The sequence below is a fragment of the Halomonas stenophila genome (assembly GCF_014192275.1).
Classification (GTDB): domain Bacteria; phylum Pseudomonadota; class Gammaproteobacteria; order Pseudomonadales; family Halomonadaceae; genus Halomonas; species Halomonas stenophila.
On the sequence record NZ_JACHXR010000002.1, the window covers coordinates 89,542 to 115,470 of the forward strand.

22 protein-coding genes and 3 tRNA genes are annotated in these 25,929 nt (G+C 69.0%); 22 read left to right on the forward strand and 3 right to left on the reverse strand.

Going from position 1 to position 25,929, the window contains the following annotated elements; all coding sequences use genetic code 11:
* Positions 1 to 171 precede the first annotated feature (171 nt).
* The 6 genes from alaS to FHR97_RS04510 all read left to right on the forward strand — a co-directional run bounded on the left by alaS (position 172) and on the right by FHR97_RS04510 (position 4,979).
* Positions 172 to 2,778, forward strand: a complete 2,607-nt coding sequence (alaS, locus tag FHR97_RS04485) for an alanine--tRNA ligase (RefSeq protein ID WP_183382581.1) — start codon at positions 172 to 174, stop codon at positions 2,776 to 2,778.
* Between the two features lie 106 nt (positions 2,779 to 2,884).
* Positions 2,885 to 4,135, forward strand: coding sequence for an aspartate kinase (locus FHR97_RS04490; RefSeq protein WP_183382582.1), 1,251 nt, complete (start codon positions 2,885 to 2,887; stop codon positions 4,133 to 4,135).
* Between the two features lie 198 nt (positions 4,136 to 4,333).
* On the forward strand, positions 4,334 to 4,537 hold the full coding sequence (gene csrA, locus FHR97_RS04495) for a carbon storage regulator CsrA (RefSeq protein ID WP_183382583.1): 204 nt from the start codon (positions 4,334 to 4,336) through the stop codon (positions 4,535 to 4,537).
* A 90-nt stretch (positions 4,538 to 4,627) separates the two neighbouring features.
* A tRNA-Ser gene (locus FHR97_RS04500) sits at positions 4,628 to 4,720 on the forward strand.
* Between the two features lie 35 nt (positions 4,721 to 4,755).
* Positions 4,756 to 4,832 (forward strand) — tRNA-Arg (locus tag FHR97_RS04505).
* 70 nt (positions 4,833 to 4,902) lie between these two features.
* Positions 4,903 to 4,979 (forward strand) — tRNA-Arg (locus tag FHR97_RS04510).
* Between the two features lie 174 nt (positions 4,980 to 5,153).
* Here FHR97_RS04510 and FHR97_RS04515 read toward each other — a convergent pair.
* Complete coding sequence (locus FHR97_RS04515; protein ID WP_183382584.1) at positions 5,154 to 6,113, reverse strand: tRNA dihydrouridine synthase; 960 nt, start codon at positions 6,111 to 6,113, stop codon at positions 5,154 to 5,156.
* Between the two features lie 173 nt (positions 6,114 to 6,286).
* Between FHR97_RS04515 and FHR97_RS04520 the strand changes: the two genes are divergently transcribed.
* Genes FHR97_RS04520 through FHR97_RS04530 form a run of 3 tightly spaced genes read left to right on the forward strand, consistent with a single transcriptional unit; the run spans position 6,287 to position 9,733 of the window.
* On the forward strand, positions 6,287 to 6,529 hold the full coding sequence (locus FHR97_RS04520) for an OadG family protein (protein ID WP_183382585.1): 243 nt from the start codon (positions 6,287 to 6,289) through the stop codon (positions 6,527 to 6,529).
* Between the two features lie 56 nt (positions 6,530 to 6,585).
* Entirely contained in the window at positions 6,586 to 8,397 is a 1,812-nt protein-coding gene (gene oadA, locus FHR97_RS04525) for a sodium-extruding oxaloacetate decarboxylase subunit alpha (RefSeq protein WP_183382586.1), read from the forward strand.
* 10 nt (positions 8,398 to 8,407) lie between these two features.
* Complete coding sequence (locus tag FHR97_RS04530; protein WP_183382587.1) at positions 8,408 to 9,733, forward strand: sodium ion-translocating decarboxylase subunit beta; 1,326 nt, start codon at positions 8,408 to 8,410, stop codon at positions 9,731 to 9,733.
* Positions 9,734 to 9,800: 67 nt separating this feature from the next.
* Here FHR97_RS04530 and FHR97_RS04535 read toward each other — a convergent pair whose 3' ends face one another.
* Together FHR97_RS04535 and lexA are read right to left on the reverse strand one after the other, a co-directional pair.
* Positions 9,801 to 10,427 carry an IMPACT family protein gene (locus tag FHR97_RS04535; protein WP_183382588.1) on the reverse strand — a complete coding sequence of 209 codons (627 nt, stop codon included), beginning with the start codon at positions 10,425 to 10,427 and terminating at the stop codon, positions 9,801 to 9,803.
* Positions 10,427 to 10,897: a transcriptional repressor LexA gene (gene lexA / locus FHR97_RS04540; RefSeq protein WP_183382589.1), complete on the reverse strand. Its 471-nt coding sequence runs from the start codon at positions 10,895 to 10,897 to the stop codon at positions 10,427 to 10,429. The genes FHR97_RS04535 and lexA overlap by 1 nt, the downstream gene beginning before the upstream one ends.
* 196 nt (positions 10,898 to 11,093) lie before the next feature.
* On the opposite strand from lexA, the gene ccmA reads away from it, so the two are divergent.
* The 13 genes from ccmA to FHR97_RS04605 all read left to right on the forward strand — a co-directional run bounded on the left by ccmA (position 11,094) and on the right by FHR97_RS04605 (position 25,812).
* Positions 11,094 to 11,738, forward strand: coding sequence for a cytochrome c biogenesis heme-transporting ATPase CcmA (ccmA, locus tag FHR97_RS04545; protein WP_183382590.1), 645 nt, complete (start codon positions 11,094 to 11,096; stop codon positions 11,736 to 11,738).
* A gap of 61 nt (positions 11,739 to 11,799) precedes the next feature.
* Positions 11,800 to 12,468: a heme exporter protein CcmB gene (gene ccmB, locus FHR97_RS04550; RefSeq protein ID WP_246403777.1), complete on the forward strand. Its 669-nt coding sequence runs from the start codon at positions 11,800 to 11,802 to the stop codon at positions 12,466 to 12,468.
* A gap of 14 nt (positions 12,469 to 12,482) precedes the next feature.
* Entirely contained in the window at positions 12,483 to 13,223 is a 741-nt protein-coding gene (locus tag FHR97_RS04555; protein ID WP_183382592.1) for a heme ABC transporter permease, read from the forward strand.
* Entirely contained in the window at positions 13,223 to 13,447 is a 225-nt protein-coding gene (ccmD, locus tag FHR97_RS04560) for a heme exporter protein CcmD (protein ID WP_183382593.1), read from the forward strand. The genes FHR97_RS04555 and ccmD overlap by 1 nt, the downstream gene beginning before the upstream one ends.
* On the forward strand, positions 13,437 to 13,943 hold the full coding sequence (ccmE, locus tag FHR97_RS04565; protein ID WP_183382594.1) for a cytochrome c maturation protein CcmE: 507 nt from the start codon (positions 13,437 to 13,439) through the stop codon (positions 13,941 to 13,943). The genes ccmD and ccmE overlap by 11 nt, the downstream gene beginning before the upstream one ends.
* Before the next feature lie 12 nt (positions 13,944 to 13,955).
* On the forward strand, positions 13,956 to 15,959 hold the full coding sequence (locus tag FHR97_RS04570; protein WP_281380454.1) for a heme lyase CcmF/NrfE family subunit: 2,004 nt from the start codon (positions 13,956 to 13,958) through the stop codon (positions 15,957 to 15,959).
* Positions 15,956 to 16,486: a DsbE family thiol:disulfide interchange protein gene (locus FHR97_RS04575; protein WP_183382595.1), complete on the forward strand. Its 531-nt coding sequence runs from the start codon at positions 15,956 to 15,958 to the stop codon at positions 16,484 to 16,486. The genes FHR97_RS04570 and FHR97_RS04575 overlap by 4 nt, the downstream gene beginning before the upstream one ends.
* Complete coding sequence (locus tag FHR97_RS04580) at positions 16,474 to 16,944, forward strand: cytochrome c-type biogenesis protein (RefSeq protein ID WP_183382596.1); 471 nt, start codon at positions 16,474 to 16,476, stop codon at positions 16,942 to 16,944. Before FHR97_RS04575 ends, FHR97_RS04580 begins: the two co-directional genes overlap by 13 nt.
* Positions 16,941 to 18,188 carry a c-type cytochrome biogenesis protein CcmI gene (gene ccmI, locus FHR97_RS04585; RefSeq protein WP_183382597.1) on the forward strand — a complete coding sequence of 416 codons (1,248 nt, stop codon included), beginning with the start codon at positions 16,941 to 16,943 and terminating at the stop codon, positions 18,186 to 18,188. The genes FHR97_RS04580 and ccmI overlap by 4 nt, the downstream gene beginning before the upstream one ends.
* Positions 18,189 to 21,683: a chromosome segregation protein SMC gene (gene smc, locus FHR97_RS04590; protein WP_183382598.1), complete on the forward strand. Its 3,495-nt coding sequence runs from the start codon at positions 18,189 to 18,191 to the stop codon at positions 21,681 to 21,683.
* Positions 21,684 to 21,908: 225 nt separating this feature from the next.
* Entirely contained in the window at positions 21,909 to 23,348 is a 1,440-nt protein-coding gene (zipA, locus tag FHR97_RS04595; RefSeq protein ID WP_183382599.1) for a cell division protein ZipA, read from the forward strand.
* 141 nt (positions 23,349 to 23,489) lie between these two features.
* Entirely contained in the window at positions 23,490 to 25,550 is a 2,061-nt protein-coding gene (gene ligA, locus FHR97_RS04600; RefSeq protein ID WP_183382945.1) for an NAD-dependent DNA ligase LigA, read from the forward strand.
* Positions 25,543 to 25,812 (forward strand): YheU family protein, encoded by a 270-nt coding sequence (locus FHR97_RS04605; RefSeq protein WP_183382600.1) that lies wholly within the window; start codon positions 25,543 to 25,545, stop codon positions 25,810 to 25,812. Before ligA ends, FHR97_RS04605 begins: the two co-directional genes overlap by 8 nt.
* Positions 25,813 to 25,929 lie beyond the last annotated feature (117 nt).

Genomic DNA, 25,929 nt, shown 5'->3' on the forward strand with positions numbered 1-25,929 from the left:
GAAGGCCTTCCGCCCTTTAGTCGCTTGACGACTGCGCTATAATGGATCCCTTTGCGAATGCCCCGGGTGGCACTCCACGGGCGCAACGGCGTGCCGACACCGGCGTCGGCGCGGTGTGTGTCGACGATCACCCGCCCGGCGGGCCACCATGCTTATCGCCACGGATACCCCATGAAAAGCGCAGACATCAGACAGGCCTTTCTGAAGTACTTCGAGGAGCAGGGGCACACCATCGTGCCGTCCAGCTCCCTGGTGCCGGGCAACGACCCGACGCTGCTGTTCACCAATGCCGGCATGGTGCCGTTCAAGGATGTCTTCCTCGGGCGCGACCCCCGGCCCTACGTGCGCGCCACCTCGGCGCAGCGCTGCGTGCGTGCCGGCGGCAAGCACAACGACCTGGACAACGTCGGCTATACCGCGCGGCACCATACCTTCTTCGAGATGCTGGGCAACTTCAGCTTCGGCGATTACTTCAAGCGGGATGCCATCCGCTTCGCCTGGACCTTCCTCACCGAGGTGCTGGGGCTGCCCAGGGAGAAGCTGTGGGTCACCGTCCACGTCAGCGACGACGAGGCCGAGCGCATCTGGAAGGACGAGATCGGTGTCGACCCCGAGCGCTTCTCCAGGCTCGACGAGGACAACTTCTGGCAGATGGGCGACACCGGCCCCTGTGGCCCGAGCTCCGAGATCTTCTTCGATCATGGCCCCGAGGTCTGGGGTGGGCCTCCCGGCAGTCCCGAGGAGGACGGCGACCGCTACATCGAGATCTGGAACCTGGTCTTCATGCAGTTCGACCGGGACGCCGGCGGCGAGATGCACCCGCTGCCCAAGCCGTCCATCGATACCGGCATGGGGCTCGAGCGGATCGCCGCGGTGATGCAGGGCGTCCATTCCAACTACCAGATCGACCTCTTCCAGTACCTGCTCGAGGCCGCGGCCCGGGCCACCGGCCACGCCGATACCACCACGCCCTCGCTGCGGGTGATCGCCGACCATATCCGTTCCTGCGCCTTCCTGATCGCCGACGGCGTGCTGCCCTCCAACGAGGGGCGCGGCTACGTGCTGCGCCGGATCATCCGCCGGGCCGTCCGCCATGGCCACAAGCTGGGCGCCGAGGGCAGCTTCTTCCACAAGCTGGTCGGGGCGCTGGACGCCGTGATGGGCGATGCCTATCCCGAGCTGCGCGAGGCCCGGCACCAGATCGAGCGCGTGCTGCTCAAGGAGGAGGAGCAGTTCGCCCGTACCCTGGAGCACGGCATGGGCCTGCTCGAGGAAGCCCTGGGCGAGATCGAGGGCGAGGTGCTGGCCGGCGAGACGGTGTTCAAGCTCTACGATACCTACGGCTTCCCCTTCGATCTGACCGCCGACGTCTGCCGCGAGCGCGGCGTCAGCCTCGACGAGGCCGGCTTCGAGCGCGAGCTCGAGGCCCAGCGCGAGCGCGCCCGGGCGGCCAGTCAGTTCGACGCCGACTACGGGGCGGCCCTGGACCTCGAGGGCGAGACCGCCTTCACCGGCTATGACCGGCTGGAGGACCGCGCCATCGTCACCGCCCTGGTCGACCGCGAAGGCAATGGCCTGGCCAAGCTGGTGCCGGAGCAGCGCGGCGTGGTGGTGCTGGACCGCACCCCCTTCTACGGCGAGTCCGGCGGGCAGGTGGGCGACACCGGCTACCTGACGCTCGAGGGCGGCCGCTTCCTGGTCACCGACACTCAGAAGCAGGCCGGCCACCACCTGCACCACGGCGTGCTGCTCGAGGGCGAGCTGGCGGTCGGCGCCCGAGTGACGCCCCGGGTCGATGCCAGCCTGCGCGCGGCCACCGTGCGCAACCACTCCGCCACCCACCTGCTGCACCAGGCGCTGCGCATGGTGCTGGGCGATCACGTCCAGCAGAAGGGCTCGCTGGTGACGCCGGAGCGGCTACGCTTCGACTTCAGCCACTTCGAGCCGATGACCGCCGAGCAGCTGACCGAGGTGGAGCGCCTGGTCAACGAGCAGGTGCTGGCCAACGCCGATACCCGCATCGAGCACATGACCCTCGACGAGGCCAAGGCGAGGGGCGCGGCGGCGTTGTTCGAGGCCAAGTACGCCGAGGACGTGCGGGTGCTGACCATCGGCGCCGACGGCTTCTCCGTGGAGCTGTGCGGCGGCACCCACGTGGCGCGCAGCGGCGACATCGGCTGCTTCCATATCGTCAGCGAGGCCGGTATCGCCAGTGGCGTGCGGCGCATCGAGGCGATCACCGGCGAGGGCGCGCTGGCCTATTTTCGCGAGCAGGAGGCTCGGGTGGGCCGCATCGCCGAACGCCTCAAGGCCAAGCCCGAGCAGCTCGAGGAGCGGGTCGACACGCTGGTCGAGCGTAACCGCAGCCTGGAGAAGGAACTCGAGCGCCTCAAGGGCAAGCTGGCCAGCGCCGCCGGCAACGACATGCTCGGCGAGGCCCGCGAGGTCAAGGGTGTCAAGGTGCTGGCCAAGCGCCTGGAGGGCGTGTCCGGCAAGGAGCTGCGCGGCATGCTCGACCAGCTCAAGAACAAGCTGGGGTCCGGCATCGTGGTGCTGGGCGTGGCCGACGAGAGCGCCGGCAAGGTGAGCCTGATCGCCGGCGTCACCGACGACCTGACCGCCCGCGTCAAGGCCGGTGAGCTGGTCAACCACGTGGCCTCCCAGGTCGGCGGCAAGGGTGGCGGGCGACCCGACATGGCCCAGGCCGGCGGCAGTGATGTCGCGTCCCTGCCGGGGGCGCTGGAGAGCGTCCCGGTGTGGGTCGAGGACCGGCTCTAGTCCGTTCCGGGGGCCGGAGGCAGCGATGCCTCCGGCCCCCAGTCTTTGCGGCCTCCATCACCCTTCACTCATTCGAACGCTAACTCGAAACGAGGGATAACGACACATGGCACTATACGTACAGAAGTTCGGCGGCACCTCGGTGGGCTCCGTGGAGCGCATCAAGGCCGTGGCCGAGAAGGTCAAGGGCTTCCGTGACGCCGGCCATCAGGTCGTGGTCGTGGTCTCGGCCATGAGCGGCGAGACCAACCGCCTGATCGGCCTGGCCAACGACATCAACGACGACCCGACCCCGCGCGAGATGGACATGCTGGTCTCCACCGGCGAGCAGGTCACCATCTCGCTGCTGACCATGGCCCTGCACAAGCTGGGCGTGCCGGCCACCTCCTACACCGGCTCCCAGGTCGGCATCATGACCGACAGCGCCCACACCAAGGCGCGCATCCAGCGCATCGAGACCGAGGACATGCGCCAGGACCTGGACGAGGGCCAGGTGGCCGTGGTCGCCGGCTTCCAGGGCGTCGACGAGGAAGGCAACATCACCACCCTCGGCCGCGGCGGCTCCGACACCACCGGGGTGGCCCTGGCCGCGGCGCTGGGCGCCGACGAGTGCCAGATCTATACCGACGTCGACGGCGTCTACACCACCGACCCGCGTGTCTGCACCCGGGCCCAGCGCCTGGACACCATCACCGTGGAGGAGATGCTGGAGCTGGCCAGCCTCGGCTCCAAGGTCCTGCAGATTCGCGCCGTCGAGTTCGCCGGCAAGTACAATGTTCCGCTGCGCGTGCTGTCCAGCTTCGAGGACGGCCCCGGCACCCTGATCGTCGCAGACTCCGACAAAGACGAGGATTCCATGGAAGAACCGCTGATCTCCGGTATCGCCTTCACCGCCAACGAGGCCAAGCTGACCCTGCTCAACACCCCCGATGTGCCCGGCGTGGCCTCCCGCATCCTGGGGCCGATCGCCGATGCCAACATCGAGATCGACATGATCGTCCAGAACGTGGCCCCGGCCGGCGACTACACCGACTTCACCTTCACCGTCGCCAAGGGCGACTACAAGCAGACCCTCCGGATCCTCGAGGAGCAGGTGCTGCCCGAGCTGGGCGAGGGCGAGGTCAGGGGCGACGACAAGATCGCCAAGGTCTCCCTGGTGGGCGTGGGCATGCGCTCCCACGCCGGCGTGGCGTCCAAGATGTTCCGCGTGCTGGCCGAGGAGAACATCAACATCCGCATGGTCTCCACCTCCGAGATCAAGATCTCGGTCGTGGTCGACGAGAAGCACATGGAGCTGGCGGTGCGCGCCCTGCACCAGGCCTTCGGTCTCGACAAGGACGATATCGAAAGCGAATGAGGCGTCGTAGTTCGTCTTCAGCTTCTACGCTTGTAGGGAAGTCCGGAGCTTCGCCGTGACAGGGCTTCCTTTCAACGAGCCCATTGGTTGTCATGGTCGACGCCAGTGGCCAGGGACGACGCCGTGGCCCTCATCGCGACGTCGTCGCCTGTCGAAGACGAGCATCCCGAAGTCAGTAGTCTGAGAAGGAGATCAGTCATGCTCATCCTGACTCGCCGTGTCGGCGAAACCCTGATGATCGGTGACGACATCACCGTCACCGTGCTTGGCGTCAAGGGTAACCAGGTCCGCATCGGCGTCAATGCCCCCAAGGACGTCGCCGTCCATCGTGAAGAGATCTATCAACGCATTCAGCGCGAGAAGACGGATGGGGATGCCGATGACGGGACAAGCGAGGCCTGAGGGACGGGGTCGCGGGGAGGCGCGCAGAAAAATCCCCGAGGCTCTGGACAATGGCCTTTCAAATCGGTAGGATACGCACCTGTCGATGAGGGAGAGGTGGCCGAGTGGCTGAAGGCGCTCCCCTGCTAAGGGAGTATGGGGTTTATAGCCCCATCGAGGGTTCGAATCCCTCCCTCTCCGCCACGTTCGCCATGAACGTCTCGACACGGTAAGGATCAGCGCCCGTAGCTCAGCTGGATAGAGTACCTGACTACGAATCAGGTGGTCGGAGGTTCGAATCCTCCCGGGCGCGCCATCTTTATCGGCGATGAGCCGAGTCCCGTGACTCGATCATCACTTCGCGACGAGCCCGCTTGTCGCCGAACGCGCCCGTAGCTCAGCTGGATAGAGTACCTGACTACGAATCAGGTGGTCGGAGGTTCGAATCCTCCCGGGCGCGCCAGATTCCGACCCGCCCTCCTCGCGAGGGCGGGTCTTCTGCTTTCCTGTCAGTGATTTCTCGCTAGCCGGACCGGTCGTGCCCAGAGAAGGGCCCCGACTCCGCGATCGTTTGGGGCGCCGTCGCTTTGCGACGAGCGCCCCTTTTTTTGGCTTGGCGCATGATGCCGTGTCCGATTCAGGCCGGCGCGGCCAGCCGCGCGCCCCGGGGTTCCCCGAGGCCGTCCAGGAAGGCATCGAGCTCGGTGAGCCGGCGCAGCGCCTGGAAGCGTCGGGCGGCCTCGGCATCCCGGCCGCGCATCAGGTTCAGCCATTGTTTAAGGAGCGACACCACGATCCTGTCCGGAAGTGTGCTACGCTGCACTGCAGCATATCCGGCCAGTACCCGGGCCTTCTCGGCCCAGGGAGTCACCGGCAGGCGCTCGCCGGTGGCCTGCCAGTGGCGGATGCGCGGGGCCAGCCCGGGGTCGGCCAGGGCGCCGCGGCCGAGCATGACGTCGCGACAGCCGGAGAGGGTGCGCGCCTTCCAGTAGTCTTCCAGGGTCCAGATGTCGCCATTGGCGACCACCGGGATGGCCAGGTGCCGGCGGATGCGGCCGATCCACTCCCAGTGGGCCGGCGGGCGGTAGCCCTCGTTGCGGGTGCGGCCGTGCACCACCAGGCGACGGGCGCCGCCGTCCTCGGCGGCCCGGGCGCAGGCCAGTGCCAGTCGGCGGTCGGCGAAGCCCAGGCGGATCTTGGCGGTCACCGGCAGGGTGTCGCCCACGGCGGCGTGCACGGCGCTCACGGCGGCGTGCAATCGCTGCGGATCGCGCAGCATGGAGGCACCGCCGTCGTGGCGATTGACCAGCTTGGCGGGGCAGCCGAAGTTCAGGTCCAGGCTCGCGGCGCCCAGGCGCAGGGCCTGCCGGGCATTGGCCGCCAGGGCGGCCGGATCCGAGCCCAGCAGCTGCAGGTGGACGGGCACCCCGCTGGGAGTCCCGGGAGGCGCGTCGCCGGCCAGTTCCGGGCAGTGGCGCAGGAAGACGCGGGGCGGCAGGCGCGTGTCCACCACCCGCACGAACTCGGTCACCGTCCAGTCGAAGCCGGCGGCGCGCGTCAGCAGGTCGCGGGTCACCGCATCGATCACCCCCTCCATGGGGGCTAGGCCGATACGGCCCTCATGTAGTAAATTAACAACATTGACTTCCACCATGGCGTCATTGCAATCCGTCGGGAGTCTGGCAGGTTAAGCGATCAGAATTTACGCGCAAGTCATCCTGATCTCGTGTTTTTCGCGCAAGGTGACTGCATTGGCGAGGAGATTTCCGCATGCAGGACATGCAGCTATTGAACGAGGGCTTTGCCCTGATGGGGCTCGGCATGGGCTTCGTGTTTGTTTTTCTTACCGTGCTAGTAATCGTCACGACCCTGATGTCCAGGGTCATCGGGCGCTTCTTCCCCGAGCCGGCGCCCGCCGCCCCGTCCCGGCCCGGGCGCGCCGCGCCGGCCAAGGACGATGAGCTCATGGCCGTGATCGGTGCCGCGGTGCATCGCTATCGCCAGCGCCGCTGAGGCCGGCCCGCTTCCCCCTGTCCCTTTCCATCCCCTATAACGATAAGGAACGTCTCATGAGTGAGAATGCTCGCCCGCTCGGCATCACTGACGTGGTGCTACGCGATGCCCATCAGTCGCTGTTCGCCACCCGCATGCGCCTGGACGACATGCTGCCCATCGCCGAGAAGCTCGACAAGATCGGCTTCTGGTCGCTGGAGTCCTGGGGGGGCGCCACCTTCGACGCCTGTATCCGCTACCTCGGCGAGGACCCGTGGGAGCGGATACGGGCGTTGAAGGCGGCCATGCCCAACACTCGCCAGCAGATGCTGCTGCGCGGCCAGAACCTGCTCGGCTATCGTCACTACGCCGACGACGTGGTCGACCGCTTCGTCGAGCGGGCCAGGACCAACGGGGTCGATGTCTTTCGCGTCTTCGATGCCATGAACGACCCGCGCAACCTGGAGCGGGCCATCCAGGCGGTGCGCGCCAACGAGGGGCACGCCCAGGGTACCATCTCCTACACCCTGAGCCCCGTGCACACCATGGACAGCTGGGTCGAGCTGGCCAAGTCCATCGCCGCCATGGGCGCCGATTCCCTGGCCATCAAGGACATGGCCGGGCTGCTCACCCCCTACGATGCCTTCGAGCTGGTGTCGCGGCTGAAGCAGACACTGGATATTCCCATCCACATGCAGTGCCATGCCACCACCGGGCTGTCCAGCGCCACCGCCCTCAAGGCCGTGGAAGCGGGCATCGACAACGTCGACACCGCCATCTCCTCGATGTCCATGACCTACGGCCACAGCCCCACCGAGTCGCTGGTGGCCATGCTCAAGGGCACCGAGCGCGATACCGGCCTCGACCTGGAGGCCCTCGAGGACATCGCCGCCTACTTCCGCGAGGTGCGCAAGAAGTATGCCGCCTTCGAGGGCTCGCTCAAGGGCATCGACGGCCGCATCCTGGTGGCCCAGGTGCCGGGCGGCATGCTCACCAACATGGAGAATCAGCTCAAGGAGCAGGGTGCCGGCGACCGTCTCGACGAGGTGCTCAAGGAGATCCCCCGGGTCCGCGAGGACCTGGGCTACATCCCGCTGGTCACCCCGACCTCGCAGATCGTCGGGACCCAGGCGGTGATGAACGTGATGATGGGCGAACGCTACAAGTCCATCTCCAAGGAGGTCCAGGGGCTGCTCAAGGGCGAGTACGGTGCCGCCCCGGCCGAACTCAACAAGGAACTGCAGGCGCGCGTGCTGGAGGGCGGCGAGCCGATCACCTGCCGCCCGGCCGACAACCTGGCGCCGGAGATGGACAGGCTGACCGCCGAGCTCAAGGAGAAGGCCAAGGCCGAGGGCATCCGCCTGGCCGAGGGCGAGCGCGAGATCGACGACGTGCTCACCTATGCGCTCTTCCCGCAGATCGGCCTGAAGTTCCTCAAGAACCGCGACAACCCCGAGGCCTTCGAGCCGGCCCCCCAGGCGCCGGGCAGCGAGACCGCACCGGCGCTGACGACGGCCAAGGCCGCGGCCCCGGCCGGCGACCCCGAGACCTACACCATCAAGGTCAACGGCAAGGCGTACGTGGTCGAGGTCGCCGAGGGCGGCGAGATCAGCCAGGTCCAGGAGCAGGGCGCCGCCCCGGCGGCACCGGCGGCACCGGCCGCGCCGGCCGCCTCCTCGGGCGAGACCATCGCCGCACCGCTCGCCGGCAATATCTTCAAGGTCAACGTCAGCGTCGGCGATCAGGTCGCCGAGGGCGACGTGGTGATCATCCTCGAGGCCATGAAGATGGAGACCGAGGTGCGTGCCGCCTCGGCGGGGACCGTCTCGGCGGTCAAGGTCAGCGAAGGCGACAGCGTGGCCGTCGGCGACGCCCTCGTCGTGCTCTAAGGAAGGTTCCATGACCGAGAAGATACTGACGCTCTGGACCGGCTCGGGGCTCTACAACCTGAGTCTCGGCCAGGCGGTGATGCTGGCCGTCGGCCTGCTGCTGCTGTGGCTGGCCATGGCCAAGAAGTTCGAGCCGCTGCTGCTGGTGCCGATCGGCTTCGGCGGCATCCTGGCCAACATTCCCGAGGCGGGCCTCGCGCTCTCCGCCGCCGAGCAGGCGGCCCACCTGGCGAGTCCCGAGCTGCTCGAACAAATGGCCGCGGCCCTGCAGCTGACCCTGGAGCCCGGTGCCGGCCTCGAGGCCTGGCGCCACAGCCTCGCCGAGGTGCTGCACGGCGATACCTCGCCCGAGCTGATCCGCGCCGCCAACGATGCCGCCATGGACGCCGGCCATGCCCACGGCATGCTCTACCAGTTCTACAGCGTGGCGATCGCCTCGGGCATCGCCCCGCTGGTGATCTTCATGGGCGTGGGGGCGATGACCGACTTCGGGCCACTGCTCGCCAACCCGCGCACGTTGTTCCTCGGCGCGGCCGCCCAGTTCGGCATCTTCGCCACCCTGCTCGGGGCGGTGGGCATGTCGGCCATGGGCTGGATGGACTTCACGCTCAACCAGGCCGCCGCCATCGGCATCATCGGCGGTGCCGACGGCCCCACCTCGATCTATGTCTCGAGCATCCTGGCCCCGGAGCTGCTGGGGGCCATCGCCGTGGCGTCCTACTCCTACATGGCGCTGGTACCGCTGATCCAGCCGCCGATCATGCGCGCCCTGACCACCAAGCACGAGCGCGAGATCGCCATGACCCAGCTGCGCCCGGTGTCCAAGCTGGAGAAGATCGTCTTCCCGCTCAGCCTGCTGATCCTGGTGGTGCTCTTCCTGCCGGATGCCGCGCCGCTGCTGGGGATGTTCTGCTTCGGCAACCTGATGCGCGAATGCGGGGTGGTCGAGCGGCTGTCCGACACCGCCCAGAATGCCCTGATCAACATCGTGACCATCTTCCTCGGGCTGTCGGTGGGCTCCAAGCTGATGGCCGACCGCTTCCTGGCGGTGGAGACCCTGGGCATCCTGGGGCTCGGCATGGTGGCCTTCGCCATCGGCACCGCCTGCGGCGTGCTCATGGCCAAGCTGCTCAACAGCGTCAGCAAGATGCCGATCAACCCGCTGATCGGCTCCGCCGGCGTCTCGGCGGTGCCCATGGCGGCGCGAGTGTCGAACAAGGTGGGGCTCGAGTCCAACCCCCACAACTTCCTGCTGATGCATGCCATGGGGCCCAACGTGGCCGGCGTGATCGGCTCGGCGGTGGCCGCGGGCGTGATGATCAAGTACCTCGGCTGACGGCACCGCTCATGCCCGACCGCGAACGGCGCCCCTCGGGGCGCCGTTTCGCGTTGTGCTGCTCCTCTCAGGCCGCATCGGGGTCGAGTAGCTCGAGGCGGCCCTTGAGGCGGGCCGTCAGGGTGGCCAGGTCCCGGGCGGTGTCCCGCGGCCAGCCCAGGGTGAGCACCACGCCGTCGGCCTGGTAATCGGCCCCCTCCACCGGGATGTCGTGCTCGGCGCACCAGGCCCGGGCCTGGGCCTCGCCGGCGAACTCGACCTTCAGGTGCAGGGCGTCGCGCTCGGTGACCTCGCGGCAGGGCAGCGAGACCAGGGCGTCGCTCACCGCCTGGCCATAGGCCCGGGCCAGGCCGCCGGTGCCGAGCTTGGTGCCGCCGAAATAGCGGGTCACCACGCAGCCCACCTGGCCGAGGCCGGCGCCCTCGAGTACCTGGTACATCGGGCGCCCGGCGGTGCCGCCGGGCTCGCCGTCGTCGGAGAAGCCGATGGCCCGTTGCTCGCCGGGCGGGCCGGCGATGAAGGCGCTGCAATGGTGGCTGGCATTGGGATGGGCCTGCCGCGCCGCCGCCAGCAGGGCATCGAAGGCCGCGACGTCGGGGGCATGGCAGACCCAGGCGAGGAATCGGCTCTTCTCCACTTCCAGCGCGGTCTCGTGCCACTCGCCGGGGGCGAGGTCGGGAACGGCGTAGCGCATCAGGCCGCCAGGTCCGGCTGGCGGACCACGCCCATCACCAGGCCCAGCACCTGGATGTCGCTGTTCTTCAGGTAGATGGGGGGCATGGCCTCGTTGGCCGGCTGCAGGCGCACGCCGGACTTCTCGATGTAGAGCTTCTTCAGGGTGACCTCCTGGTCGTTGATCATCACCACGGCGGTCTCGCCGTTCTCGGCGCTCTCGCGGCGTTCGATGATGATCACATCCCCGTCGAAGATGTTGCAATCGATCATGGAGTTGCCGCATACCTTGAGCGCATAGGTGTTGCGCCGCACCATGCGGGTCGGCACCTCGACGCTGCCGGCGTCCAGGCAGGCCTCGATGGGCATGCCGGCCGAGACCCGTCCGAGCAAGGGGACCGCGACCAGGTCGTCGGCATCGATGGTCGCCCAGGCCTCGGCCAGGGGCAGGTTGGGCTGGCGGAACAGGTACTGTGGCGTGAGGCTGGGCATGGCGCGGCGTCCCCTTGTCGGCAATGACTGTCGATACATACAGTACATGGCCAGCATAGCAGGGCCCCGCCATCTGGCAAGTCACGCAGGCGTGATGCAAGGCAAGTGCGACGGCCTGACGCCCGCCCCCCGGCTGGCGACACCAGGCCTTTCCGTGTAGAGTTCCGGGCCAGATTCCCCATGTCCGGAGTGTGCCTTGAGCCTGCGCCTGCAAGCCCGAAAGCTGGCCTGTGAGCGGGATGACCGTTGGTTGTTTCACGACCTCGACCTGGAGCTCTGCGCCGGCCAGATCGTGCGTGTCGAGGGCCCCAACGGCAGCGGCAAGACCACCCTGCTCAAGATCCTGTCGGGCCAGCTGGCGGACTATCGGGGCGAGCTCTTCTGGAAGGGGGCGCCGATGCACCGCGTGCGCCGCGACTTCCTGGCCAACCTGCTCTACCTCGGCCATGCGTCGGGGGTCAAGGCGGCGCTGACGCCGCTGGAGAACCTCGCCTGGTACCAGGCGCTGGCCGGGGCCCCCGGCGACGAGGACGACCGCCTGGCGGCCCTCGAGGCGGTGGGCCTGGCCGGCTTCGAGGACCTGCCGGCGGGCCAGCTGTCCGCCGGGCAGCAGCGCCGCGTGGCCCTGGCGCGCCTCGAGCTGATGCCGCGGCCGCTGTGGGTGCTGGACGAGCCCTTCACCGCCATCGACCGCGAGGGCGTGGCCGCCCTGGAGGCGCGGCTCGAGGCCCACACCCGCTGCGGTGGCTGCGTGCTGGTGACCACCCATCATGCGCTGCGCGCCTCGGCGGGGCTGCGCAGCGTATGCCTGGGCGAAGGGGGTGCCGGTGTCGAACGCTGAGCCCGGTCCCGCCCGGCACGACGAGCCGCTGCCGCTGGCCGGGGAACCCGAGGGAGGCGCCATGGTCGCAATTCGGGCGACCCTGAAGCGCGACCTGGTGCTGTTGCTGCGTCGGCGCAGCGAGGTGCTCAACCCGCTGGTGTTCTTCGCCCTGGTGATCACCCTGTTCCCGATCGGCATCTCGCCGGACCCGGCATTGCTGGCGACCATCGCCCCGGGGCTGCTCTGGGTGGCGGCGCTGCTGGCGGCGCTGCTGTCGCTGGACGGGCTGTTCCGCAGCGACTACGAGGACGGCTCCCTGGAGCAGCTGCTGCTGTCGCCCCAGCCGCTGCCGGCCCTGGCGCTGGCCAAGGTGGCGGTACACTGGCTGCTGACCGGCCTGCCGCTGGCGCTGATGGCCCCGGTGCTCGGCATCATGCTGTCGTTGCCGGCGGGCAGCTACCTGGTGCTGGCATTGTCCCTGGCGCTGGGCAGTGCCAGCCTGAGCCTGATCGGCGCCATCGGGGCGGCGCTCACCGTGGGGCTGTCCCGGGGCGGGGTGCTGCTCTCGCTGCTGGTGCTGCCGCTCTACATCCCGGTGCTGATCTTCGGGGCCGGGGCCGTCCAGGCGGCCATCCAGGGCGCCGGGGTCTCGGCCCACCTGGCCATCCTCGGCGCGCTGCTGGCGGTGGCCCTGATCTTCGCGCCCTGGGCCATCGCGGCGTCATTGCGCATCAGTATCAACGGTTGAGGAATCGACACGTCATGTGGGCCTTCATACACAAGCTCGGCTCCCCCAAGTGGTTCTACGGCATCAGCGCCCGGCTCTCGCCCTGGTGCTGGGCGCTGGCGGTGGCGCTGATCCTGGTCGGCGGCGCCTGGGGCCTGGCCTTCGCCCCGGCCGACTACCAGCAGGGCAACAGCTTCCGCATCATCTATGTTCACGTGCCCGCGGCCTTCCTGGCCCAGTCGATCTTCGTCGCCATGGCCGCGGCCGGCGTCATCTTCATGGTCTGGAAGGTCAAGCTGGCCGATATGGCCGCGGCGGTCATGGCGCCGCTCGGGGCCGGCATGACCTTCGTGGCGCTGTTCTCCGGGGCCGTCTGGGGCGTGCCCACCTGGGGCACCTGGTGGCAGTGGGATGCCCGCCTGACCTCGATGCTGATCCTGTTCTTCCTCTATATCGGCGTGATCGCCCTGCGCGGTGCCTTCTCCAGCCGTGACAGCGCCTCCCGGGCGGCCTCGGTGCTGGCCATGGTGGGCGTGATCAACATCCCGATCATCAAGTACTCGGTGGAGTGGTGGTATACCCTGCACCAGCCGGCCACCTTCTCGGTCACCTCGCGGCCGGCGATGCCCACGGAGATGTGGGCGCCGCTGTTGATCATGGTGCTGGGCTTCTACAGCTTCTTCATCGCCGTGACCCTGATGCGCACGCGCAGCGAGATCCTGCGCCGCGAGTCGTCCAAGCGCTGGGTCCGCGACCTGCTCGGGGAGGGCGGCTGATGGCCTTCGAGTCGCTTTCCGCCTTCCTCGCCATGGGCGGCCATGGCCCCTATGTGTGGGCGGCCTATGGTGCCACCGCCGCGCTGCTGCTGGGGGTGACCCTGCATGCCCGGGCCGAGCGCCGGCGGGTGCTGCGCGACCTGCGCCGGCGGCTGCGTCGCGAACGGCGCCAGGCCGGGTCGGCCCCGGTATCCCCTGACGAGAGGCATGCCCGTGAGAGCTAAACGCAAGCAGAAACTGTTCGTGATCCTGGGGCTGGTCGCCCTGGCCGCCATCGCCGTGGGCCTGACCCTCTACGCCCTGCGCAGCAACATCAACCTGTTCTTCAGCCCGGTGCAGATCGCCGGCGGCGAGGCGCCCCTCGAGCGCCAGATCCGCGCCGGCGGCATGGTCAAGGAGGGCTCGGTGGCCCGCGACGCGGAAGGCCTCGACGTCGCGTTCACCGTGACCGACTACGTGGAGGACGTGCGGGTGCGCTACAGCGGCATCCTGCCCGACCTGTTCCGCGAGGGGCAGGGCGTGGTGGTGGTGGGCCAGCTGCAGCCCGAGGGCTGGCTGCGCGCCGACCAGGTGCTGGCCAAGCACGACGAGAACTACATGCCCCCCGAGGTGGCCCAGGCCCTGGAGGACGCCGGCTATTCGCCGGAGGACTACCAGGCCAAGGCCGCCGAGGTGGCGGAGCGGCTGGACGCCCAGGCGGCGCCCGCCCGCCAGGACTGACCCGGAGTCACCATGCTGATCCAGATGATCCCCGAGCTCGGCCACTTCGCCCTGATCCTCGCCCTGCTGATGGCGCTGGTGCAGGCGGTCGTGCCGCTGGCGGGGGCGGCGAGCCGACGCCCCCTGTGGATGGCCTATGCGCGGCCCATGGCCACCGGCCAGTTCCTGTTCCTGGTCATCGCCTACCTCTGCCTGACCGCCAGCTACCTGCTGGATGACTTCAGCGTGGCCAACGTGGCCGACAACTCCAACTCGATGCTGCCCTGGTACTACAAGGCCAGCGCCGTGTGGGGCAACCACGAGGGCTCGGTGCTATTGTGGAGCCTGATCCTCGGTGCCTGGACCTTCGCCGTCAGCCGCTTCTCCCGGGAACTGCCCCGCGACATGCTGGCCCGGGTACTGGGCGTGATGGGCCTGGTCAGCGTGGGCTTTCTGGCCTTCGTGCTGATCACCTCCAACCCCTTCGCGCGGCTGCTGCCCAAGGTGCCGGCCGACGGCGCCGACCTCAACCCGCTGCTCCAGGACTTCGGCCTGATCATCCACCCGCCGATGCTCTACATGGGCTACGTCGGCTTCTCGGTGGTCTTCGCCTTCGCCATCGCCGCCCTGCTGGGCGGCCGCCTGGACGCCGCCTGGACCCGCTGGGCCCGGCCCTGGACCAATGTCGCCTGGGCCTTCCTCACGGTGGGCATCGCGCTGGGCAGCTGGTGGGCCTACTACGAGCTGGGCTGGGGCGGCTGGTGGTTCTGGGACCCGGTGGAGAACGCTTCCCTGCTGCCCTGGTTGGCCGGCACCGCGCTGATCCACTCCCTGGCGGTGACCGAGAAGCGCGGCTCCTTCAAGAGCTGGACCGTGCTGCTGGCCATCTCCACCTTCTCGCTGTCGCTGATGGGCACCTTCCTGGTGCGCTCCGGGGTGCTCACCTCGGTGCATGCCTTCGCCAACGACCCGGCCCGGGGGCTGTTCATCCTGGTGCTGCTGGGCATCACCGTGGGCCTGTCGCTGCTGCTGTTCGCGTTCCGCGCGCCCCGCGTCAGCCACCAGGTGGGCTTCGGCTGGCTGTCCCGCGATGCGCTCCTGCTGGTCAACAACATCCTGCTGGTGATCATGACGGTCACGGTGCTGCTCGGCACCGTCTACCCGCTGCTGCTCGATGCCATGGACCTGGGCAAGATCAGCGTGGGCCCGCCCTACTTCAATGCGTTGTTCGTGCCCCTGACGGTGGTGCTCTGCCTGTTCATGGGCCTGGGGCCGCTGGCCCGCTGGAAGCGCATGAGCGGCCGCGAGCTGGCGCGCCGTGCCTGGCTGTCCGGCGCCGCGGCCCTGGTCATCGGGGCCGTCGCCCCGCTGCTGTATGGCGGCGAGTGGAACCTCAAGGTCTCGCTGGGACTGGTGGCGGCGCTGTGGGTCGTGCTGCCGCTGGTGCGTGACCTCTGGGACAGGAGCCGCAACGCCGACTCGCGCCTGGCCGGCCTCAAGCGGCTGTCGCTCGCCCACTGGGGCATGGTCCTCGGCCACCTGGGCCTGGCGGTCACCATCGTCGGCGTCACCGTGGTGTCGAACTACGCCGTCGACCGCAACGTGCGCATGGCGGTGGGCGACAGCGCCGAGTTGGCCGGCTACACCTTTACCATGACCGAGCTGGGCAGCCGTCGCGGCCCCAACTTCGTCGCCGACGTGGCACGCATCGAGGTGCGCCGCGGCGATAGCCAGCGCAGCTTCGTGATGACCCCGGAGAAGCGTCTGTATATCGCCCGCGGCATGCCGATGACCGACGTCGCCCTGCGGCCCGGCCTGTTCCGCGACCTCTATGTCGCCATGGGCGAGGACCTCGAGGACGGCAGCTGGGCCATGCGCCTCCAGTACAAGCCCTTCGTGCGCTGGCTGTGGCTGGGGGCACTGCTGATGGCGGCCGGCGGCATCCTGGCGGTGATCGACCGCCGCTACCGGCGCGCGGCCACCGCCCGGGATCCCGAGCGGGCCGCCGCGGCCGCGCAGAAGGAGGTCACGGCATGACGCGTCGCCTCCTTCTGCTGCTGCCGCTGGTCGGCTTCCTGGTGCTGGGCGGCTTTCTCTACCAGGGGCTGTCGATGAATCCCTTCGAGCGGGACTCGGCGCTGATGGCCCGGGAGTTCCCGGCCTTCGAGCTGAGCACCCTGGCCGACCCCGAGCGCACCGTCGACGCCTCGCTGCTCGAGGGTCAGGTCACCCTGGTCAACGTCTGGGGCGAGTGGTGCCCGACCTGCAAGCAGGAGATGCCCCAGCTGCTGGATCTCGCCGACCGCGGCGTGCGCCTGGTCGGCGTCGACTACAAGGACACCCGGGAGAAGGGCCGCGAGTTCCTGGCCGAGTTCGGCAACCCCTTCGAGGTCAATATCTTCGATCCCGAGGGCACCCTGGGCTTCGACCTGGGAGTCTACGGGGCCCCGGAAACCTTCCTGGTCGATGCCGAGGGGGTGATCCGCTACCACCACACCGGCTACATCAGGCCGGAGGATGTTCGCGAGGTGATCCTGCCGGAGGTGGAAAGATGGCGCGAATGATCCGAGTCGTGCTGGCCGCCCTGATCCTGCTGCCGTGGCTGGCCCAGGCCGCCAGCATCGAGATCCGCCAGTTCGACGATCCCGTCACCGAGCGGCGCTACCAGGAGCTCACCGCGACCCTGCGCTGCCCGAAGTGCGAGAACCAGGCGATCGGCGACTCCGACTCGCCGATCGCCGGCGACATGCGCGACCGGGTCTATGAGCAGCTCCAGGATGGCCGCTCGGACAAGGAGATCCTCGACTTCATGGTGCGCCGCTTCGGCGACTACGTGCTCTACAATCCACGCCTCGAGGGCCGTACCCTGCTGCTGTGGGGGCTGCCCGTGGCCCTGGTGCTGCTCGGCGCCCTGGTGGTGGTGCTGCTGGTGCGCTCCCGTCGGCAGGCCTCGGCGCGTCGCCTGAGCGACGCCGAGCGCGACCGTCTGGACGCCCTGATCAACCGTGAGAGGAACGAATGACCCTGCTTTGGCTCGCCTTCGCCGTGCTGCTGCTGCCGGCCCTGTGGCTGATGGTGGCGCCCCTGCGTCGGGCCGCCGCCCTGCGGGCCGCCCAGCGCGACTTCGAGACCCAGGATCGCACCGCCGAGCAGAACGTGGCCATCTATCGGCGTCGCCTGGCCTCCCTGGAGGCGGCCCGCGACCGCGGCGAGATCGATGCGACGCGCTTCGAGGAGGACCGCCTGGAACTGGAGCGCAGCCTGCTCGACGACACCGCGGCGCTCGAGCGGCCGCCGCTCAAGGCGGCCGCCGCCGGCAAGCTGCTGGTGCCGGTGCTGATGGTGGCCCTGGTGGCGGCGAGCGTCCTCTGGTATCGCCTGGAGGGCGCCGAGGGCGACCTGGCGCTGTACCGGGTCCAGCAGGAAGTCGCCGCGGATCCCGAGGCCTCGCTGCCGATGCTGGTGCAGCGCCTCGAGGAACAGGCCGCCCGCCAGCCCGACAACCCCAACGTCTGGCGTTCGCTGTTTCCGCTGTACCGTGACAGTGGGCGGGTCGCCGAGGCCGATGCGGCCCTCACCCGCTTGCTCGAGCTCGAGGGGCGCCGGCCCTGGCTGCTCGCCGAGCTGGCCCAACTGCGCTACTTCGCCGCCGACCGCGAGCTGACCGAGGGCGTCCAGGCACTGGTCGACGAGGCCCTGGCCGCCGACCCGGGGCAGCCCACGGTGCTCGGCATGCTGGGCATCGAGGCCTTCGAGAACGGCGACTACCAGGCCGCCATCGATAACTGGCGGCGGGCCATCGCCGGCATGGACGATCCCGCTTCCGCCGAGGCGCTGCGCCAGGGGATCCGGGTCGCCCAGCAGCGCCTGAGCCAATCCGGCGAGGCGGAAGACCCGGCAACCGCCGAGGCGGGCCCCGGCATCCGCGTGCGGGTCCGCCTGGCCCCGGCGCTGGCCGAGCGGGTCGCCGACGACACCGCCGTCTTCGTGGTTGCCCGGGACCTCGCCGGCGAATTGCCGCCGCTGGCGATGGCGCGGACCACCGTCGGCGAGCTGCCGCTGACCCTGACCCTCGACGACGGCGATGCCATGGCGCCCATGGCGCGGCTCTCCCAGGTCGAGCAGGCCCGGCTGGTGGTGCGGGTCTCCGAGAGCGGCCAGGCCGATCCCCGGCCCGGCGACCTCGTCGGCCGGCATGAGGCGGTGGCGGTCGGCGAGACCGACGGCGAGCCCGTCGAGGTGGTGGTCGACGGGGTCATCGAATAAATGCGCCTCAAGTCGATCCGCCTGGTGGGCTTCAAGTCCTTCGTCGATCCGATCAGCGTGCCCTTCGACGGCAACATGACCGCCATCGTCGGGCCCAACGGCTGCGGCAAGTCCAATATCATCGACGCCGTGCGCTGGGTCATGGGGGAGTCCTCCGCCAAGACCCTGCGCGGCGAGTCGATGACCGACGTCATCTTCAATGGCTCCACCGGCCGCAAGCCGGTGGGCCAGGCCTCCATCGAGCTGCTCTTCGACAACCGCGACGGCACCATGGGCGGGCCCTATGCCCAGTACGCCGAGATCTCGGTGAAGCGCCAGGTCACCCGCGAGGCCCAGTCGAGCTACTTCTTCAATGGCCAGAAGTGCCGGCGCCGCGATATCGCCGACCTCTTCCTGGGCACCGGGCTGGGCCCGCGCTCCTACGCCATCATCGGCCAGGGCATGATCTCGCGGCTGATCGAGTCGCGCCCCGAGGAGCTGCGCGGCACCCTCGAGGAGGCCGCCGGCATCTCCAAGTACAAGGAGCGCCGCCGCGAGACCGAGAACCGCATGCGCCGCACCCAGGAGAACCTGGAGCGCCTGGAGGACATCCGCGAGGAACTCGACAAGCAGCTCGAGCGCCTCAAGCGCCAGGCCGATGCGGCACGCCGCTACCAGACCCTCAAGCAGGAGGAGTATCGGCTCAAGGGCGAGCTGGCACTGCTGCGTGCGCGGGCCCTGCGGGCCAGCCAGGCCGAGGAGGAGGGCCGGGTCCGCGAGCTGGAGACCGCGGTGGAGCGCGAGGTGCTGGGCCTGCGCCAGTGCGAGAGCCGGCTCGAGGAGGCCCGCGCCGAGCACGACCGGCTGGCCGGCGAGCTCGAGGGCTACCAGCACCGCTTCCACGAGACCACCACCGCCATCGCCCGCCTGGAGCAGGACCTCGAGCATACCCGCTCGCGGGACCAGCAGCTGGCCCGGGACCTGGAGGCGGCCCGCCAGGAGCTCGCCGACCTGGCGCGCCTCGGCGAGGACGACGGCGAGCGCCTGATGCGCCTCGACGAGCGCCTCGAGACCCTGGAGCCCGAGCAGGAGGAGGTCGCCGAGCGCCTCGCCGAGCTGGAGGCCGCCCTCGAGGAGGCCGAGCCCCTGGCCGAGGAGGCCGATGCCGACTGGGAGGCCTTCGGCGAGACCTGGCAGACCGACAGCCGCGAGGCCGAACGCTCCCAGGATCGCCTGCGCGAGCAGGAGGCGCGCCTCGAGCGGATCGAGGCCGATGCCCGCAAGCGTCGCCAGCAGCGCGAGGAGTTGCCGGACATCGCCGGGCTCCAGGCCCAGCGCGACGAGGTGGTGGAGCGCCTGGCGACGCTCGAGGAGCAACTGGCGACGAGCGAGGAGCGCCGCGAGGCCTGGCAGGCCAGCCGCGACGCCGCTCGGGAGGCGGTCCGCGAGGCCGAGGCGGCCCGCGAGGACGACCGGCAGCGGCGCAGCACCCTGCAAGGCGAGCTCGCCTCCCTGGAGGCGCTGATCCAGGCGGCGCTGGCCGACCATGACGAGTCCCTCGACGACCACCTGGCCGACCACGGCCTGGCGGAGGCCCCGCGGCTCGGCGAGCGCCTGGCGGTCACGCCGGGCTGGGAGGACGTCGCCTCCTGGGTGCTGGCGCCCTGGCTGCGGGCCCGCCTGGCGTCTCTCGACCGGGCCGTGCAGGCCCTCGCCCCGGGGCTCGCCGCCGAACTCGGCCTGCTCGAGGGCGAGGAGCGCGAGGCGCCCGCCGACAGCCTGGCGGCCAGGGTCCGTGGCGCCGGGGCGGCCGCCCAGTGGCTGACCCGGGTGCGTTGCGTCGACTCCCGGGAGCAGGCCTGGGCCGAGCGCGACACTCTGGGGCCCGGCGAGAGCCTGATCACTGCCTGCGGCCTCTGGGTCGGCGACGGCTGGGCGCGCCACCGGGGCCAGGACGAGGGCCCCGATGCGCTGCTGGTCAGCCGGCGTCGTGAGGGTGAGGTGCGCGAGGCACTCGCCGCGGTGGAGGCGCGTCTCGAGGCCCAGGAGGCCCGACTCGGCGAGGCCGCCGAGCGTGTCGAACGGGCCGAGGAAGGCCTCGAGACGGTGCGCCTCGAGGAACGCGACCTCGAGCAGCAGCGCCAGCAGCTGGCGGTGCAGGACAGCGGCCTGGCCAGCCGCCTCGAGCACCTCCAGGGGCGGGCCGGCGAACTCGCCGAGGAGCTCGAGGGCCTGGCCGAGTCCGCCGAGGAGACGCGCCTGGCCATCGAGGAGACCCGTGAGCACTGGCAGGCCGCCATGGCGCGGCTGGAGGAGGGCGCCGAGACCCGCGAGCGACTGGAGCGTGCCCGTCAGCAGGCCCGGGAGCGGCTGGCCCAGCTGCGGGCCCGGCAGCGGCCGCTGGCCGAGCAGTCCCAGCGCCTGGCCCTCGAGCACCAGCGGCTGACCACCGAGCGTGCCGGCCTGGCCGAGCAGCAGGGACGCGCCGGCGAGGCCCGGGAGCGTCTCGAGCAGCGCTGCGCCGAGCTCGAGGAGGCCCGCGAGGGCCTGCACGAGCCCGACGAGGAGCGCCGCGAGCGCCTCGAGGAACTGCTCCATCGCCGCGAGCGGGAGGAGCGCGAGCTCAACGAGGCCCGCTCCCGCGCCGCCGGCCTGGTCGAGCGGCTGCGCGAGGACGAGCAGGCCCGCCAGGGCCACGAGCGCCAGCTCGAGGGCATCCGCGAACGCCTGCAGGAAGCGCGCATGCAGGTCCAGGCATTGACCCTCAAGGCCGAGACCCAGGACGAGCAGCTACGCGAGCTCGGCCACGACACCGGGGCCCTGGCCGAGGCCCTGGACCCCAATGCCACCGAGTCGGCCTGGCAGACCCGCCTCGAGGAGGTCGGCGAGCGCATCCGTCGGCTGGGCGCCATCAACCTGGCGGCCATCGAGGAGTACGACCAGCAGGCCGAACGACGCGACTACCTGGAGGCCCAGCATGCCGAGCTCACCGAGGCCCTGGAGACCCTCGACCGGGCGATCCGGCGCATCGACCAGGAAACCCGCAGCCGATTCCGCGACACCTTCGAGCGAGTCAATAGCGGTCTGCAGACGCTTTTCCCCAAGGTCTTCGGCGGCGGGACCGCATGGTTGACCCTGACCGGCGAGGATTTGCTGGAGACGGGGGTCGCCATCATGGCGCGCCCCCCGGGCAAGAAGAACAGCACCATTCATCTTCTCTCGGGGGGCGAAAAGGCACTGACGGCCCTGTCGATGGTCTTCGCCATCTTCCAGCTCAATCCGGCCCCCTTCTGCATGCTCGACGAGGTCGACGCCCCGCTGGATGATGCCAACGTGGGGCGCTATGCCAAGCTGGTTAAGGAGATGTCGGACTCGGTACAGTTCATTTATATCACCCACAACAAGATCGCCATGGAGGCATCGGAACGCCTCATGGGGGTGACCATGCAGGAACCTGGCGTCTCCCGGCTGGTCTCTGTAGGCGTCGAGGAGGCCGCGGCCCTCGCGGAGGCCTGAGGGCTTGAACGGAAACGGCAAAAGGGTTAACAAGGAAGGCAATGATGTTGCATTGCACGTACGCAAGGGGATTCACGAAGGGCGATTGCGCAGGGCCTGGTCAAGAGTCGCCAGGAATTCGGCGGGCTTGACAATCAAAAAAAGTGGTCCTTTTTTGGGCAATCGCGCTATGCTGTTCACGGACAACCATCAGGCATGGCGCCTTAGCGAAAGGCATGACGACCCATGGAACTAAGAGAGTGGCTGATCATTCTGGGGCTGGCGCTGGTGACCCTCATCGTCATCGACGGCGTGCGTCGCCTGCAGCGCCAGCGTCGTGTTCCCCGGCTGGATGCGGCCGGACACGACGCCGGAGACGAAACGACGGGCTCCATCGAGGACCCCGAGGCGGCGGCCCGCGAGGCCGAACTCAACTGGGAACTGCCCAACGGAGGGGCGCGAGTCGTCAGGCCCGCGGCCGAGGGCGACGTGCAACCCAAGCCCAAGCTGCAGCGGCAGGACCACCCCGGTCCGTCCCGGGTGCTGTCGGAATTCCGCCGCCAGCAGGGCGAGGAGCATCACGACACTCCCGCCGGGGCTCGGCAGGCGTCCGCCGCCCCGCAGGCGGGTCCTGCGGCTTCGCCCGAACCGGCGCCGGCCGAGCCCCCGCGTGCCGAGGCGACGCGCCCCGAACCCGAGGCCCCCGACGCAAGTACGCGGCCGGCGGCCCGCCAGCCCGACGAGCCGCCCCGGGATAAGGCCGATCTCGCCGAGCCCCTGGCGGCCGACCCTGCCGATCACGACGGCTACGGCGATGAAGACGACTATCGCCTGGTCGACCTGGAAGGCATGGGCGATTCCCTGAAGAGCGGCTCGAAGCGAGTCGGCTCCTCCATGCAGCGCTTCGGCGCCTCCCTGCAGAAGACCCTCCACGAGCGTCGCGACCACAAGCGTCAGGAGCGGGCGCGCCGCGAGCAGGAAAAGGCCGAACAGGCCGCCCGCGAGGAGGCCCGGCGCCGCCAGCAGGCCGAGGAACGGGCCGCTCGCGAGGCCGAGCGCCGCGAGCAGGAGGCCGCCGAGGCCGAGGGCCCGCTGTTCGCCCACTCGCGCCAGGCCGAGGCATATGACGAGCCCGCCGCCGAGAGTCCTCGCGAGGACGGCGTGGTGCGTGCCCACCCGGTGCTGGAGAAGGCGCTGCGCCACGATGTCGCCGCCGAGCATGCCCGGGAGACCCTCGGCCAGGCCGAGGAGATCATCGTCATCAGCGTGATGTCCCGGGACGAGGCCGGTTTCTCCGGCACGGCCCTGCTCGACCTGATGCTGGCCTGCGGGCTGCGCTATGGCCGCGACATGGGCATCTTCCATCGCTTCGAGACCGAGGACCCCGAGAGCCGCCTGCAGTTCTCCATGGTCAACGTGGTCAAGCCGGGCACCTTCCCCATCCGGTCCATGGACGACTTCCGCACCCCGGGGGTCACCCTGCTGATGCCGCTGCCCGGCGCCACCGATACCTCGGCGTCCTTCGAGGCGATGGTCGAGACCGCCATGGTCATCGTGCGCCACCTGGGCGGGGAGCTGAAGGACGAGCACCTCAGCGTGATGACCGCCCAGACCGTGGAATTCGCGCGCCAGCGCGTCCAGGAGTTCGAGCGCCGCAACCGCCTAAATCGGTATCAGGTGAATTAGTATTGATTAACTAGACTGAAACCAGAGTTCAAAGGCAACCCCGTGAGTTATCGCGGGGTTGCCTTTTAAGTAATGAGAATATGATTCAAGTGGTTGCGGTTTTATATTCTTTGCGAATGCACTTTTGAGACATATAAACGCATGCTTCAGGCCGATTCTACATTGTTTGAAAAAGTTGAGAGTTTGCGCTATCAGCTCAACGAGGCCATTTACTGGTACCACGTTCGTGATGACCCTAAAATTACGGATGCTGAGTATGATCAGCTGATGAGGCGGCTTCAGGACTTGGAAGCCCAACATCCCGAGCTCGTCACCCCCGAATCGCCGACCCAGCGGGTTGGGGCCCCGCCTGCTGGTGGTTTTTCCGAGATTGAGCATGTAGTCCCAATGTTGTCACTAAACAATGCTTTTGACGAAGCAGAGTTGGCAGCTTTTGTGAAACGCATTGGTGAGGGGTTGGAACGTGACGGGGAGACTCTTCCTGTTTGTTGTGAACCTAAGTTTGATGGGCTCGCAGTATCGTTGATTTATGAGCGGGGCATACTTGTCACAGGAGCGACCCGCGGAGACGGCCGCACCGGCGAAGACATCACCTCCAACTTGCGGACCCTGCGGTCGATCCCGCTCAGGCTGCGCGGCAAGGAGTGGCCTGACCTGCTCGAAGTCCGTGGGGAGGTGGTCATGAGCCACGAGGGCTTCGAGGCCCTCAATGCCCGCGCCCGGGAGGAGGGCAACAAGGTCTTCGCCAACCCGCGCAACGCCGCCGCCGGCAGCCTGCGCCAGCTCGATCCGCGCATCACCGCCGACCGACCGCTGGAATTTAGTGCCTATCAGCTAGTTAGTCGAGGGGATGCAAGTCCTGCCAATATCGGTGCGAATACCCATAGCAAGCAGATGGCTCAACTGAGTCAGTGGGGATTTCGCGTCAGTAACGAGCTGCAGGTAGTTAAAGGCACTGAGGAAGTGATCGACTATTGCCGCAGGTTGAACGAGAAGCGTGACGGCTTGGGCTACGACATCGACGGGGCGGTGATCAAGGTCGACGACCTGCGCCTGCAGCGCGAACTCGGTTTCGTGGCCCGGGCGCCGCGCTGGGCCATCGCCTTCAAGTTTCCCGCCCAAGAGCAGACCACGCGGCTCAACGACGTCGAGTTCCAGGTCGGCCGCACCGGGGCCATCACCCCGGTGGCCCGCCTCGAGCCGGTCTCGGTGGCCGGGGTCACCGTGTCCAACGCCACCCTGCACAATGCCGACGAGATCGCCCGCCTCGGGGTGATGATCGGCGACACCGTGGCCATCCGCCGCGCCGGCGATGTCATTCCCCAGGTGGTGCGCGTCCAGGAGGAGGAGCGGCCCGACGACGCCCGGGCGATCGTCTTCCCGGAACGCTGCCCGGTGTGCGACTCCCAGATCGAGCGCCTCGAGGGCGAGGTCGTCGCGCGCTGCTCGGGGGGCCTCTACTGCGCCGCCCAGCGCAAGGAGGCCCTCAAGCACTTCGCCGGCCGGCGGGCGCTGGACATCGATGGCCTGGGCGAGAAGCTGATCGATGCGCTGGTCGAGCGCGACTGGGTGAAGACCCCGGCGGACCTCTTCGGCCTCGAGGCCGAACGCCTCGCCGAGCTCCCCCGCATGGGCCAGAAGTCGTCGCAGAACCTGGTCGTCGCCCTGGACGAGGCCAAGGCGACGACGCTGGCGCGCTTCGTCTTCGCCCTGGGCATCCGCGAGGTGGGCGAGGCCACCGCCGCCAACCTGGCCCGCCACTTCGGCACGCTCGAGGCACTGATGGCGGCCGACCGGGAGGCCCTGGAGGCGGTGGAGGACGTGGGGCCCATCGTCGCCGCCCATGTGCACACCTTCTTCCGCCAGCCCCACAACCGCGAGACGATCCAGGCGCTGCGCGACGCCGGGCTGCACTGGGAAGAGGCCGAGGTGGAGAGCGGGCCGACGCCGCTGGAGGGCCAGACCTGGGTGCTCACCGGCACCATGGAGAGCATGACCCGGGACGAGGGCAAGGCACGCCTCCAGGCGCTGGGCGCCAAGGTCGCCGGCAGCGTCTCGAAGAAGACCGCCTGCCTGGTGGCCGGGGAGGCCGCCGGCAGCAAGCTGACCAGGGCCGAGCAGCTCGGCGTCGAGGTGATCGACGAGGCCACCTTCCTCGAGCGGCTGGCCGACTGGGAAAAGGGAGACCGCGACCATGGGTGATCGCTTCATCGAGGTACCGTATCGCATGCTGCCCGGGGAGACCCTGGACGGCCTGCTCGAGGCCTTCGTCACCCGCCAGGGCTACGACACCACCGATACCGGCGCGGGCATGGCCGGCTGGGTCGCCGAGCTCAAGCGCCAGCTGGAACGCAGCGAGCTGATCATCGCCCATGACCTCGAGACCGAGACCACCGAGGTGATGACCCTGGCCCAGTGGCGGGCCTTCGGCCGCGACCTGGCCGACGACGAAGAGGAAGGCTGAGGGGAATCACGCCCACGGCGCCCCGAGGGGCACCTCGTGGGAGAGGATGATCGTCAGGCGAGCGGCAGCGGCATGATCCTGCCGTGGCCAGCAGGATCCTGCCCCCCGTCGAGCTGA

Bases quoted from the DNA above. Each gene is read 5' to 3' on its own strand.
- ccmD (WP_183382593.1), top strand. From the start codon at position 13,223: ATGGCCTTCGAGTCGCTTTCCGCCTTCCTCGCCATGGGCGGCCATGGC.
- FHR97_RS04535 (WP_183382588.1), bottom strand. From the start codon at position 10,427: ATGCGCTACGCCGTTCCCGACCTCGCCCCCGGCGAGTGGCACGAGACC.
- alaS (WP_183382581.1), top strand. From the start codon at position 172: ATGAAAAGCGCAGACATCAGACAGGCCTTTCTGAAGTACTTCGAGGAG.
- smc (WP_183382598.1), top strand. From the start codon at position 18,189: ATGCGCCTCAAGTCGATCCGCCTGGTGGGCTTCAAGTCCTTCGTCGAT.
- FHR97_RS04520 (WP_183382585.1), top strand. From the start codon at position 6,287: ATGCAGGACATGCAGCTATTGAACGAGGGCTTTGCCCTGATGGGGCTC.
- zipA (WP_183382599.1), top strand. From the start codon at position 21,909: ATGGAACTAAGAGAGTGGCTGATCATTCTGGGGCTGGCGCTGGTGACC.
- oadA (WP_183382586.1), top strand. From the start codon at position 6,586: ATGAGTGAGAATGCTCGCCCGCTCGGCATCACTGACGTGGTGCTACGC.
- ligA (WP_183382945.1), top strand. From the start codon at position 23,490: ATGCTTCAGGCCGATTCTACATTGTTTGAAAAAGTTGAGAGTTTGCGC.
- csrA (WP_183382583.1), top strand. From the start codon at position 4,334: ATGCTCATCCTGACTCGCCGTGTCGGCGAAACCCTGATGATCGGTGAC.
- FHR97_RS04580 (WP_183382596.1), top strand. From the start codon at position 16,474: ATGGCGCGAATGATCCGAGTCGTGCTGGCCGCCCTGATCCTGCTGCCG.
- FHR97_RS04490 (WP_183382582.1), top strand. From the start codon at position 2,885: ATGGCACTATACGTACAGAAGTTCGGCGGCACCTCGGTGGGCTCCGTG.
- FHR97_RS04605 (WP_183382600.1), top strand. From the start codon at position 25,543: ATGGGTGATCGCTTCATCGAGGTACCGTATCGCATGCTGCCCGGGGAG.
- FHR97_RS04515 (WP_183382584.1), bottom strand. From the start codon at position 6,113: ATGGAGGGGGTGATCGATGCGGTGACCCGCGACCTGCTGACGCGCGCC.
- ccmI (WP_183382597.1), top strand. From the start codon at position 16,941: ATGACCCTGCTTTGGCTCGCCTTCGCCGTGCTGCTGCTGCCGGCCCTG.
- ccmB (WP_246403777.1), top strand. From the start codon at position 11,800: ATGGTCGCAATTCGGGCGACCCTGAAGCGCGACCTGGTGCTGTTGCTG.
- FHR97_RS04575 (WP_183382595.1), top strand. From the start codon at position 15,956: ATGACGCGTCGCCTCCTTCTGCTGCTGCCGCTGGTCGGCTTCCTGGTG.
- lexA (WP_183382589.1), bottom strand. From the start codon at position 10,897: ATGCCCAGCCTCACGCCACAGTACCTGTTCCGCCAGCCCAACCTGCCC.
- FHR97_RS04555 (WP_183382592.1), top strand. From the start codon at position 12,483: ATGTGGGCCTTCATACACAAGCTCGGCTCCCCCAAGTGGTTCTACGGC.
- FHR97_RS04570 (WP_281380454.1), top strand. From the start codon at position 13,956: ATGCTGATCCAGATGATCCCCGAGCTCGGCCACTTCGCCCTGATCCTC.
- FHR97_RS04530 (WP_183382587.1), top strand. From the start codon at position 8,408: ATGACCGAGAAGATACTGACGCTCTGGACCGGCTCGGGGCTCTACAAC.